This is a genomic window from Escherichia sp. E.sYA108 (assembly GCF_011754335.1).
Taxonomy (GTDB): domain Bacteria; phylum Pseudomonadota; class Gammaproteobacteria; order Enterobacterales; family Enterobacteriaceae; genus Escherichia; species Escherichia coli.
The window spans coordinates 3,316,314-3,328,403 of the sequence record NZ_JAAQVZ010000001.1 but is presented as its reverse complement, the minus strand read 5'-3'; the positions used below and the strand labels follow the sequence as shown (position 1 = coordinate 3,328,403).

Sequence of the window (12,090 nt, the reverse complement as noted above, 5' to 3'; positions counted from 1 at the left end):
CCCGGTTCGCTTTTATTTCTGCTTCGTTAACGTGTCATAACTGGTCATCAAGTTACGATAATCAGGAATGTGGTTAGAGAACAACGTCGCCAGTCCTTCAATATCATTACGCCAGTCGCGATGCAGCTCGCACGCCACGCCGAACCATGTCATCAATTGCGCACCAGCTTGCGACATGCGATCCCATGCCGAATGCCGGGTAATTTCATTAAAGGTCCCTGACGCATCAGTCACGACAAAGACGTCAAACCCTTCTTCAATGGCTGAAAGCGCCGGGAATGCCACGCAAACTTCGGTTACCACACCGGCAATAATTAACTGTTTTTTACCTGTCGCTTTGACAGCTTTTACAAAATCTTCGTTATCCCAGGCGTTAATATTTCCCGGGCGAGCAATGTAAGGTGCATCGGGGAATTGTGCTTTCAGTTCTGGAACTAATGGGCCGTTAGGACCGGTTTCAAAACTGGTGGTAAGAATAGTTGGTAAGTTGAAATACTTAGCCAGGTCACCCAGCGCCAGCACGTTATTTTTAAACTTATCGGGTTCGATATCCCGTACAAGGGAAAGTAAACCAGCCTGGTGATCAACAAGCAAAACGGCAGCATCATTTTTATCAAGACGAACATACGGTTTGGTCATCCTCTTCTCCTTTCGAGAGTCAGTGGTACGTCTAAATCGGTCAGACGTGATGCATTGCTCTGAAAGCATAGACGGGAAATATGAGTTTGCTGTGACCATGAAATTTTTCGACTGAACGAAGCGTATGAAATTTGTGTTAGATCAATAAAAACAATCAGATGAGATTAATCGTCTCTTCAGCATTAGCGTTATGAATGAGTAATATAAATCGATAATACCGCCGCTGCGATATGCGCGTATTTTCACCCATTGACAATGTTTTTGGCGGTGGCATGATGCGCATGAAATTTGAACTTCCTCACGGTTTTAATTCATGTCCACGTATACCCGGCCTGTCATGCTTTTGCTGTCTGGCCTGCTTTTGTTGACTCTGGCGATTGCGGTGTTAAATACACTCGTGCCGCTTTGGCTCGCCCAGGAACACATGTCTACATGGCAGGTAGGCGTTGTCAGCTCATCCTATTTTACCGGCAACCTTGTCGGTACATTGCTGACAGGGTATGTCATTAAACGCATTGGCTTTAACCGTAGCTATTATCTGGCCTCCTTCATTTTTGCCGCTGGCTGTGCCGGCCTTGGCCTGATGATTGGATTCTGGAGTTGGTTGGCGTGGCGTTTTGTCGCGGGCATCGGCTGTGCCATGATTTGGGTGGTTGTTGAGAGTGCGCTGATGTGCAGTGGGACGTCGCGTAACCGCGGGCGGTTGCTTGCTGCGTATATGATGGTTTATTACGTCGGAACGTTTTTAGGCCAGTTACTGGTCAGCAAAGTCTCAACCGAGTTGATGAGTGTATTGCCGTGGGTTACAGGTTTGACGTTGGCAGGAATCTTACCGCTGTTGTTTACGCATGTCCTGAATCAGCAGGCTGAAAACCATGATTCGACGTCAATTACGTCAATGCTAAAACTCCGTCAGGCGCGGCTTGGCGTGAATGGCTGCATTATCTCAGGAATCGTGCTGGGATCTCTATATGGCCTGATGCCGCTGTACCTCAATCACAAAGGGGTGAGCAATGCCAGCATTGGTTTCTGGATGGCGGTACTGGTCAGTGCGGGTATCCTCGGGCAATGGCCGATTGGACGTCTGGCGGATAAGTTTGGTCGACTGCTGGTGTTGCGTGTTCAGGTCTTTGTCGTCATTCTCGGCAGTATTGCGATGCTTAGCCAGGCGGCGATGGCCCCAGCGTTATTCATCCTCGGTGCCGCTGGCTTTACGCTATATCCGGTGGCGATGGCCTGGGCTTGTGAGAAAGTTGAACATCATCAACTGGTAGCGATGAACCAGGCCTTACTGTTGAGCTATACCGTGGGAAGCCTGCTTGGCCCGTCATTTACCGCTATGCTAATGCAGAATTTCTCCGATAATTTATTATTTATCATGATCGCCAGCGTATCGTTTATCTATTTGCTGATGCTGCTTCGTAACGCCGGTCATACGCCGAAACCCGTGGCTCACGTGTAAATGAATTCAAGCAGAGTGTGAACTTACTGTTTCACACTCTGCTTTTCTGTGCACAAAAAAGCGGCAACTTAATAAAGTTGCCGCTTTACGGGGAAATTAGAACATGACCTTATGACCGTACTGCTCAAGAATGCCTTTCACGCGTTCCATGGTCTCTTTCTTCGGTGGTTTAACACCATCGAGTTTGTATTCTTCACCCATTGCCACCCATTTGTGTTTGCCCAGTTCGTGGTAGGGGAGGAGCTCGATTTTCTCAACGTTGCCCATATCACGGGTAAATTCACCAAGGCGATGCGCTGAATCGTCATCGTCAGACCAGCCTGGGACAACAACATAGCGGATCCACACCTTCACATTTTTGTTCGCCAGATATTTAGCGAACTCCAGCGTGCGGTGGTTGGAAACTCCAACCAGATTTTGGTGGATCTCGTCGTTCATCTGTTTGAGATCGAGCATTACCAGGTCGGTTACTTCCAGCAGTTCATCAATCACCGGATCGTAACGACGAACAAAACCGTTGGTGTCCAGACAGGTATGAATGCCTTCTTTTTTGCAGGCGCGGAACCAGTCACGAACAAACTCAGCTTGTAGGATTGCCTCACCGCCGGATGCGGTAACGCCGCCGCCGGAAGCGTTCATAAAGTGGCGATAGGTCACCACTTCCTTCATCAAATCTTCAACGGTAACTTCTTTACCGCCATGCGTATCCCAGGTGTCGCGGTTATGACAATACAGGCAGCGCATCAGGCAGCCCTGGAAAAAGGTGATAAAGCGAATACCCGGGCCGTCTACGGTTCCACAGGATTCAAAGGAGTGAATGCGACCAATAACTGACATTGCGGTGTTTCTCCAGATGTGGCCCATCTGAGGCCGTGTTGGTGCGCAGCTCGAAGGCTACGTCGAGTCTGTTTTGGCAGTCACCTTAAAGTATAGATAGCTGACAAAAAAGGCTCTCGTGCTAAAAAAGGCCCCACTTTCGTGGAGCCTTTATTGTACGCTTTTTACTGTACGATTTCAGTCAAATCTAATTACATAGATTGAGTGAAGGTACGAGTAATAACGTCCTGCTGCTGTTCTTTAGTCAGCGAGTTGAAACGTACTGCGTAGCCAGATACACGGATGGTCAGCTGCGGATATTTTTCCGGGTTTTCCATCGCGTCGAGCAGCATTTCACGGTTCATCACGTTAACGTTCAGGTGCTGACCACCTTCGATGGATGCTTCGTGGTGGAAGTAACCATCCATCAGACCAGCCAGGTTGGTCTTACGAACTTCGTCGTCTTTACCCAGTGCGTTCGGAACGATAGAGAAGGTGTAGGAGATACCATCTTTAGCGTAAGCAAACGGCAGTTTAGCAACGGAAGTCAGAGACGCTACAGCACCTTTCTGGTCACGACCGTGCATCGGGTTAGCACCCGGTCCGAACGGCGCGCCAGCACGACGACCGTCTGGGGTGTTACCAGTTTTCTTACCATACACAACGTTAGAAGTGATGGTCAGAACAGACTGAGTCGGGATAGCGTCACGGTAGGTGTGCAGTTTCTGAATTTTCTTCATGAAACGTTCTACCAGGTCAACAGCCAGGTCATCTACACGCGGATCGTTGTTACCAAACTGCGGGTATTCGCCTTCGATTTCGAAGTCGATAGCCAGACCGTCTTCGTCACGAATCGGTTTAACTTTCGCATATTTGATTGCAGACAGGGAGTCAGCAGCAACGGACAGACCAGCGATACCACACGCCATGGTGCGGATAACGTCACGGTCGTGCAGCGCCATCAGAGAGGCTTCGTAGCTGTACTTGTCGTGCATGTAGTGGATGATGTTCAGTGCAGTGATGTACTGTTTAGCCAGCCAGTCCATGAAGTGATCCATGCGCTCCATCACTTCATCATAGTTCAGGACATCGCCTTTGATCGGTTCAGACTTCGGACCAACCTGCATTTTCAGTTTTTCGTCAACGCCGCCGTTGATTGCGTACAGCATGGTTTTCGCCAGGTTTGCACGCGCACCGAAGAACTGCATTTGTTTACCAACGATCATCGGGCTTACGCAGCAAGCAATAGCGTAGTCATCGTTGTTGAAGTCCGGACGCATCAGGTCATCGTTCTCATACTGCAGAGAAGAGGTGTCGATGGACACTTTAGCGGCGAATTTCTTGAAGTTCAGCGGCAGTTTTTCAGACCACAGAATGGTCATGTTCGGTTCCGGAGACGGACCCATGGTGTACAGGGTGTTCAGGAAACGGAAGCTGTTTTTGGTAACCAGGGTACGACCGTCGAGGCCCATACCACCGATAGATTCGGTTGCCCAGATCGGGTCGCCAGAGAACAGTTCATCGTATTCCGGAGTACGCAGGAAGCGAACCATACGCAGTTTCATGACCAGGTGGTCAACCATTTCCTGCGCTTCTTGTTCGGTGATCTTGCCAGCTTTCAGGTCACGTTCGATGTACACATCCAGGAAGGTGGAGGTACGACCGAAGGACATTGCAGCACCGTTCTGAGACTTAACAGCAGCCAGGTAGCCGAAGTAAGTCCACTGGATAGCTTCCTGAGCGTTGGTAGCCGGACCAGAGATGTCGTAGCCGTATTTCGCAGCCATTTCTTTCATCTGACCCAGAGCGCGGTGCTGTTCAGCGATTTCTTCGCGCAGACGGATAGTCTGTTCCAGGTTTACGCCGTTTTCCAGATCAGCCTGCAGAGAGGTGAACTGTGCAAGTTTGTCTTTCATCAGGTAGTCGATACCGTACAGCGCAACGCGACGGTAGTCACCGATGATACGACCACGGCCATAAGCATCTGGCAGACCGGTCAGAACACCGGATTTACGGCAACGCAGGATGTCCGGAGTGTAAACGTCGAACACGCCCTGGTTGTGAGTTTTACGGTATTCAGTGAAGATTTTTTTGATCATCGGGTCCAGTTCGCGGTTGTACGCTTTGCAGGAACCTTCGATCATTTTGATACCACCGAACGGGATAAGAGCACGTTTCAGCGGAGCTTCAGTCTGCAGACCAACGATTTTCTCAAGCTGCTTGTTGATGTAACCAGCGTCGTGAGAGGTGATGGTGGAAGCAACAGCGGTGTCAAAGTCAACTGGCGCGTGAGTGCGGTTTTCCAGTTTAACGCCTTCCATTACTTTGTCCCACAGGGTGGTGGTCGCTTCAGTAGCGCCAGCCAGGAAGGACTCGTCACCCTCGTACGGAGTGTAGTTTTTCTGAATGAAGTCACGGACGTTTACTTCATTCTGCCAGTCACCTTTGGTAAAACCTTCCCAGGCTGTGGCTAACTTTTCATTAAGCTCGGACATGTAACACCTACCTTCTTAAGTGGATTTTTTATTTACTGCGTACTTCGACAACCATTAATGGTGATCGTTTTCACGCAGGTAAATGACCCAGTATGTCAACCCAACCAACAAACCACCGCCGATAATATTACCGATCGTAACCGGAATCAGGTTATCAGTGATGAAATTCATCACGGTCAGGTGAGAAAAATTTTCCGGTGCAGAACCGACAGCGGTCCAGAATTCCGGAGATGCGAAGTCGCGGATTACAATACCCATCGGGATCATAAACATGTTTGCGATACTGTGCTCAAAACCGCTGGCAACAAACATCGCGACCGGCAGCACCATAATGAACGCTTTGTCCATCAGGCTGCGGCCAGAATAACTCATCCATACTGCCAGACATACCATCAGGTTTGCCAGGATACCAAGACAGACGGCCTCAATAAAAGTATGGTGCACTTTGTGGTCGGCGGTTTGTAGGACGTTTAGTCCCCATTGACCATTTGCGGTCATATACTCGCCGGAAAGCCACATTAAAAGTACAAACAGCAGTGCGCCGACCAGGTTGCCAAAATAAACATTTAGCCAGTTTTTCGCCAACTGACCCCAGGTGATGCGCCCACTCGCCTTGGCAACAACAATCAACACTGTGGAAGTAAAGAGATCGGCTCCGCAGACAACACAAAGAATCAACCCCAGAGAGAAGCAAATGCCGCCAACCAGTTTTGCCATGCCGAAGGGCATTGTACCTGTGCCAGTGGTTGCTGTGATATAGAAGACGAATGCGATTGAGATGAAAACACCGGCGGTAATCGCCAGATAGAAAGTCTTAAGCGGATGTTTCGTTGCTTTATAGACACCTGCCTCTTCGGCCACTTTGGCCATTGCAGCAGGAAGTAAAAGATCAAAAGGGTTGTCAGCTTTCACACTAACTCTCTCTTTATTAAGTCGGCGACGAGATACTAACAAAGCATTATAGATGAGAAATTGATATAGATCATATCTCGCCTGGCTTATAGGCCCGTAACTCGCATGGTTTTTATGCAAATACGGAGTAAATATTTGATTATCCAAATAAAAATAAATTTTAAAAATTAACAAATGAGTTGAATTTTTTCCGCATCCTCCGCTAAAACAGTTAATTAAAAGGGAGCACCTGGCGAATAAAGTAACAATATCGATCGTATTTATTAAATACAAATTACCGATATTTAACCTTATAATTACAATTATTTTATTAATGCAAATATATGTGAAGCGGGGCATTAAAAAAACGCCCCGTAATATAACTCAGACGAATCATTAAGCCTACATTGCGTAGGCTATTTGATTTTATTTTGCCCAGAATGCTGCTTTGGCGCGTTGCAGCTTTTCGTAGGCCTTCAACAACGACTGATGTGCAGCAAACGCGTGCAGATCGCTATCTACTGGTTGCAAGCCATAAAACGCCGCTTCGCCGCTCATTGCCGCACTGGCGGCTTCCACGGCATCTGCGCCGTACATGCGAACAAACGCATTCAGATATTGCAGCGGCTGGCGATCTTCTTCCTGCGCCAGTAATAACAACGTTTGCAGGCAGCGATAATAATTGGCGCGTTCCGGGCTGAATACTGATGAGTTAAACTCCATCGTCCATTCGGTCCAGACCAGAGCCTGTTCCAGATCGCCACCAGCCAGCGCCAGCATGGCTTTTAATTCACCGATACGCAGAGTGTACCAGCCGTTATCCGACCCGGTCGCCAGACCCAACAGTTCACGCACGCGGGTAAAGTCATCAAAACCTTCTTCATCCAGTTGCTCGATGAGGTTCAGGTAATCTTCCTTTTCCCACTCGCTACCTGGTAGCGAAAGAATCGTTTCACGTAAATGGCTGCCCATACTGTTATTCGCCAGCCACAGATCTTCAGCCGGATAAATATCGGACATGCCAGGCACGATAATACGGCAAGCGTAGACACCCAGATGCTCGTAATCGGCAATATAAACTTCTTTATCTTCCTTTTTGAAGATAGCCATCAGCGTGGCGAACTCTTCTTCCGTGGTGCCGGAGAAGCTCCAGTCAACAAACGGATAATCGGCATCCTGCTTGAACAGGTCCCAGGAGATTAAACCGCTGGAATCGATAAAGTGCGTTTCGAGGTTGGTATGTTCAGCGACTTCTTCATCATCGAAGGTTGGTGGAGTAAACACATCCAGATCTTTCAGGCCACGACCTTGCAGCAGCTCGGTCACGGTACGTTCCAGTGCAACGCCAAAATCAGGATGCGCACCGAATGAGGCAAAGCAGGTACCGTTAGCAGGATTGAACAGTACCACGCAAATCACCGGATACTGGCCGCCAAGCGAACCGTCATAAGCGAAGATCGGGAAACCTTCCGCTTCCAGCGTTTCGATCGCTTCAACTACTGCTGGATAACGTGCCAGCACGTCTGCCGGGATTTCCGGCAAGCTGATGCTTTCAGCAATAATGCGGTTTTTCACGTAACGTTCGAAAACTTCGGACAACCCCTGAACGCGTGCTTCGTTACGGGTATTGCCAGCAGACATACCGTTAGAAACGTACAAGTTACCAATGATATTCATCGGAATATAAATGGTCTGATTGTCGGACTGGCGCGTAAACGGTAGACCGCAAATACCACGATCTTCGTTACCGGATTGCAGGTCAATCAGCATACTACCGGTCAGTTCATTCTCCGGATCGTAAAATGCGCGCAGACGGTCATCGAGCAGCCCTTCTGGTACATCGTCATTTTCGGTCAGTGGGAACCATTTTTCGTTGGGATAATGCACGAATGGGCCGTTGGCGATGGTTTCGCCCAGCCAGAAGTCCGCAAAAAAGTAGTTGGTTGAGAGACGCTCGAAATATTCACCGAGGGCAGAAGCCAGCGCCGCTTTTTTGGTTGCGCCTTTACCGTTGGTAAAACACAGTGCGCACTCTTTGTCGCGAATATGTACAGACCAGACGTTAGGCACCGGATTCAGCCAGGAGGCCTCTTCAATCTGAAAACCGAGGTCTGAAAGTTTTTGCTGGAAGCGTGCGATGGAATCTTCCAGAGCGGCATCTTTGCCGGGGATAAATGTTTGCGTCATGAAAATCACTTTAGTCGTACGGAAAGCGCACAATAATACGGGTTTTATCTCAAAGGCGCTATTACCGCCGCCATGCCGATGAACTGTTGGCTATGCTTTTAGCGGATAAACCACGATAAGAGCATAAAAATGAAGGCGTTCGATCTCCACCGTATGGCATTTGATAAAGTGCCTTTTGATTTCCTTGGCGAAGTTGCACTACGTAGTCTTTATACCTTTGTACTGGTTTTTTTGTTCCTCAAAATGACCGGAAGACGCGGTGTGCGGCAGATGTCGCTGTTTGAAGTGTTAATCATTCTGACACTGGGTTCAGCGGCGGGAGATGTGGCGTTTTATGATGATGTGCCGATGGTCCCGGTACTTATCGTCTTTATTACTCTGGCGTTGTTATACCGCCTGGTAATGTGGTTGATGGCGCACAGTGAAAAACTGGAAGATCTTCTGGAAGGCAAGCCGGTTGTCATTATTGAAGATGGCGAGCTGGCCTGGTCGAAACTCAATAACTCCAACATGACGGAATTTGAGTTCTTTATGGAGCTACGATTGCGCGGTGTAGAGCAGTTGGGGCAGGTACGTCTGGCGATTCTCGAAACCAACGGGCAAATCAGTGTTTATTTCTTTGAAGATGACAAGGTGAAACCGGGGTTACTTATTTTACCCAGTGACTGTACTCAGCGTTACAAAGTGGTGCCGGAGTCGGCGGACTATGCCTGCATCCGTTGCAGTGAAATCATTCATATGAACGCGGGGGAAAAACAATTATGTCCGCGCTGTGCAAATCCAGAATGGACGAAGGCAAGTCGGGCTAAACGGGTGACCTGACAGCCAAAACATCGGTTTTTTGAAAATAATCCGAGAGATTCTTTTGTGTGACGCGTGCCTCATTTTTGCCCTCAACGGTTTTACTCATTGCGATGCGTGTCACTGAATGATAAAACCGATAGCCACAGGAATAATGTATTGCCTGTGGTCGCAATTGATTGACCGCGGGTTAATGGCAACGCAACGTGGTGAGGGGAAATGGCTCAAATCTTCAATTTTAGTTCTGGTCCGGCAATGCTACCGGCAGAGGTGCTTAAACAGGCTCAACAGGAACTGCGCGACTGGAACGGTCTTGGTACGTCGGTGATGGAAGTGAGTCACCGTGGCAAAGAGTTCATTCAGGTTGCAGAGGAAGCCGAGAAGGATTTTCGCGATCTTCTTAACGTCCCCTCCAACTACAAGGTATTGTTCTGCCATGGCGGTGGTCGCGGTCAATTTGCTGCTGTACCGCTGAATATTCTTGGTGATAAAACCACTGCAGATTATGTTGATGCGGGTTACTGGGCAGCAAGTGCTATCAAAGAAGCGAAAAAATACTGCACACCAAATGTGTTTGATGCGAAAGTGACCGTTGATGGTCTTCGCGCAGTTAAGCCAATGAGTGAATGGCAACTCTCTGATAATGCTGCTTATATGCATTACTGCCCGAACGAAACCATTGACGGTATCGCTATCGATGAAACACCAGACTTCGGTAAAGACGTGGTGGTCGCCGCTGACTTCTCTTCAACCATTCTTTCCCGTCCGATTGATGTCAGCCGTTATGGTGTAATTTACGCTGGCGCGCAGAAAAATATCGGCCCGGCTGGCCTGACAATCGTCATCGTTCGTGAAGATTTGCTGGGCAAAGCGAATATCGCCTGCCCATCGATTCTGGATTACTCCATCCTCAACGATAACGATTCCATGTTCAACACGCCGCCGACATTTGCCTGGTACTTATCTGGCCTGGTCTTCAAATGGCTGAAAGCGAACGGCGGTGTGGCTGCAATGGATAAGATCAATCAGCAAAAAGCAGAACTGCTGTATGGGGTGATTGATAACAGCGATTTCTACCGCAATGATGTGGCGAAAGCTAACCGTTCGCGGATGAACGTGCCGTTCCAGTTGGCGGATAGCGCGCTTGATAAATTGTTCCTCGAAGAGTCTTTCGCTGCGGGCTTACATGCGCTGAAAGGTCACCGAGTGGTCGGCGGAATGCGTGCGTCTATTTATAACGCCATGCCGCTGGAAGGTGTTAAAGCACTGACAGACTTCATGGTTGAGTTCGAACGTCGTCACGGCTAATGTCGAAATTTTGCATAATCCCCACAGCCAGCCTGTGGGGTTTTTATTTCTGTTGTAGAGAGTTGAGTTCATGGAATCCCTAACGTTACAACCCATCGCTCGTGTCGATGGCACTATTAATCTGCCCGGTTCCAAGAGCGTTTCTAACCGCGCTTTATTGCTGGCGGCATTAGCACACGGCAAAACAGTATTAACCAATCTGCTGGATAGCGATGACGTGCGCCATATGCTGAATGCATTAACAGCGTTAGGGGTAAGCTATACGCTTTCAGCCGATCGTACGCGTTGCGAAATTATCGGTAACGGTGGTCCATTACACGCAGAAAGTGCCCGGGAGTTGTTCCTCGGTAACGCCGGAACGGCAATGCGTCCGCTGGCGGCAGCACTTTGCCTGGGTAGCAATGATATTGTACTGACCGGTGAACCGCGAATGAAAGAACGCCCGATTGGTCATCTGGTGGATGCGCTGCGCCAGGGCGGGGCGAAGATCACTTACCTGGAACAAGAAAATTATCCGCCATTGCGTTTACAGGGCGGCTTTACTGGCGGCAACGTTGATGTTGATGGCTCCGTTTCCAGCCAGTTCCTCACCGCACTGTTAATGACTGCGCCTCTTGCGCCGGAAGATACGGTGATTCGTATTAAAGGCGATCTGGTTTCTAAACCTTATATCGATATCACCCTCAATCTGATGAAGACGTTTGGTGTTGAAATTGAAAATCAGCACTATCAACAATTTGTCGTAAAAGGGGGGCAGTCTTACCAGTCTCCGGGCACTTATTTGGTTGAAGGCGATGCATCTTCGGCTTCTTATTTCCTGGCAGCAGCAGCAATCAGAGGCGGCACTGTAAAAGTGACCGGCATTGGACGCAACAGTATGCAGGGTGATATTCGCTTTGCTGATGTTCTGGAAAAAATGGGCGCGACCATTTGCTGGGGCGATGATTATATTTCCTGCACGCGTGGTGAACTGAACGCCATTGATATGGATATGAACCATATTCCCGATGCGGCGATGACCATTGCCACCGCGGCGTTATTTGCAAAAGGCACCACCACGCTGCGCAATATCTATAACTGGCGTGTTAAAGAGTCCGATCGCCTGTTTGCGATGGCAACAGAACTGCGTAAAGTCGGTGCGGAAGTCGAAGAGGGGCATGATTTCATTCGCATTACGCCACCGGAAAAACTGAAATTTGCTGAGATCGCCACTTATAATGATCACCGGATGGCGATGTGTTTCTCGCTGGTCGCATTATCAGATACGCCTGTGACGATTCTTGATCCAAAATGTACCGCTAAAACTTTTCCAGACTATTTCGAGCAATTGGCGCGGATAAGTCAACCCGGCTGAATGAATAACGGGCGATAACATAGACAATCCTTTCTTTTCAAAGACGTCGGCACATTGCCGGCGTTTTTTTTCGGACCTTGTGGGGTATTTTTATTAATGGTAGCGTTAATTATCAATGTAACTTGTTGATACATAAT

At 48.7% G+C, this 12,090-nt stretch carries 9 protein-coding genes; 4 read left to right on the top strand and 5 right to left on the bottom strand.

Going from position 1 to position 12,090, the window contains the following annotated elements:
* Positions 1 to 12 precede the first annotated feature (12 nt).
* Positions 13 to 639 carry an isochorismate family cysteine hydrolase YcaC gene (gene ycaC / locus HBM92_RS16040; RefSeq protein ID WP_000165876.1) on the bottom strand — a complete coding sequence of 209 codons (627 nt, stop codon included), beginning with the start codon at positions 637 to 639 and terminating at the stop codon, positions 13 to 15.
* A gap of 313 nt (positions 640 to 952) precedes the next feature.
* Between ycaC and HBM92_RS16035 the strand changes: the two genes are divergently transcribed.
* Positions 953 to 2,101, top strand: coding sequence for an MFS transporter (locus HBM92_RS16035; RefSeq protein WP_000109282.1), 1,149 nt, complete (start codon positions 953 to 955; stop codon positions 2,099 to 2,101).
* Positions 2,102 to 2,197: 96 nt separating this feature from the next.
* Here the strand turns inward: HBM92_RS16035 and pflA are convergent, their stop codons facing one another.
* The 4 genes from pflA to ycaO all read right to left on the bottom strand — a co-directional run bounded on the left by pflA (position 2,198) and on the right by ycaO (position 8,490).
* Positions 2,198 to 2,938 carry a pyruvate formate lyase 1-activating protein gene (pflA, locus tag HBM92_RS16030; protein ID WP_000111043.1) on the bottom strand — a complete coding sequence of 247 codons (741 nt, stop codon included), beginning with the start codon at positions 2,936 to 2,938 and terminating at the stop codon, positions 2,198 to 2,200.
* 191 nt (positions 2,939 to 3,129) lie between these two features.
* Positions 3,130 to 5,412 carry a formate C-acetyltransferase gene (gene pflB, locus HBM92_RS16025; RefSeq protein ID WP_001292822.1) on the bottom strand — a complete coding sequence of 761 codons (2,283 nt, stop codon included), beginning with the start codon at positions 5,410 to 5,412 and terminating at the stop codon, positions 3,130 to 3,132.
* Positions 5,413 to 5,466: 54 nt separating this feature from the next.
* Positions 5,467 to 6,324 (bottom strand): formate transporter FocA, encoded by an 858-nt coding sequence (gene focA, locus HBM92_RS16020; RefSeq protein WP_000642546.1) that lies wholly within the window; start codon positions 6,322 to 6,324, stop codon positions 5,467 to 5,469.
* 405 nt (positions 6,325 to 6,729) lie between these two features.
* Positions 6,730 to 8,490, bottom strand: coding sequence for a 30S ribosomal protein S12 methylthiotransferase accessory factor YcaO (gene ycaO / locus HBM92_RS16015; RefSeq protein WP_000194829.1), 1,761 nt, complete (start codon positions 8,488 to 8,490; stop codon positions 6,730 to 6,732).
* A 129-nt stretch (positions 8,491 to 8,619) separates the two neighbouring features.
* On the opposite strand from ycaO, the gene HBM92_RS16010 reads away from it, so the two are divergent.
* The 3 genes from HBM92_RS16010 (at position 8,620) to aroA (ending at position 11,953) form a co-directional block, all read left to right on the top strand.
* On the top strand, positions 8,620 to 9,312 hold the full coding sequence (locus HBM92_RS16010) for a DUF421 domain-containing protein (RefSeq protein WP_000642852.1): 693 nt from the start codon (positions 8,620 to 8,622) through the stop codon (positions 9,310 to 9,312).
* Positions 9,313 to 9,510: 198 nt separating this feature from the next.
* Positions 9,511 to 10,599 (top strand): 3-phosphoserine/phosphohydroxythreonine transaminase, encoded by a 1,089-nt coding sequence (gene serC, locus HBM92_RS16005; RefSeq protein WP_000057158.1) that lies wholly within the window; start codon positions 9,511 to 9,513, stop codon positions 10,597 to 10,599.
* Positions 10,600 to 10,669: 70 nt separating this feature from the next.
* Positions 10,670 to 11,953: a 3-phosphoshikimate 1-carboxyvinyltransferase gene (gene aroA, locus HBM92_RS16000; protein WP_000445243.1), complete on the top strand. Its 1,284-nt coding sequence runs from the start codon at positions 10,670 to 10,672 to the stop codon at positions 11,951 to 11,953.
* Positions 11,954 to 12,090 lie beyond the last annotated feature (137 nt).

Coding starts and splice junctions, on each gene's coding strand:
- ycaC (WP_000165876.1), bottom strand. CDS start 639: ATGACCAAACCGTATGTTCGTCTTGATAAAAATGATGCTGCCGTTTTG.
- HBM92_RS16035 (WP_000109282.1), top strand. CDS start 953: ATGTCCACGTATACCCGGCCTGTCATGCTTTTGCTGTCTGGCCTGCTT.
- pflA (WP_000111043.1), bottom strand. CDS start 2,938: ATGTCAGTTATTGGTCGCATTCACTCCTTTGAATCCTGTGGAACCGTA.
- pflB (WP_001292822.1), bottom strand. CDS start 5,412: ATGTCCGAGCTTAATGAAAAGTTAGCCACAGCCTGGGAAGGTTTTACC.
- ycaO (WP_000194829.1), bottom strand. CDS start 8,490: ATGACGCAAACATTTATCCCCGGCAAAGATGCCGCTCTGGAAGATTCC.
- HBM92_RS16010 (WP_000642852.1), top strand. CDS start 8,620: ATGAAGGCGTTCGATCTCCACCGTATGGCATTTGATAAAGTGCCTTTT.
- serC (WP_000057158.1), top strand. CDS start 9,511: ATGGCTCAAATCTTCAATTTTAGTTCTGGTCCGGCAATGCTACCGGCA.
- aroA (WP_000445243.1), top strand. CDS start 10,670: ATGGAATCCCTAACGTTACAACCCATCGCTCGTGTCGATGGCACTATT.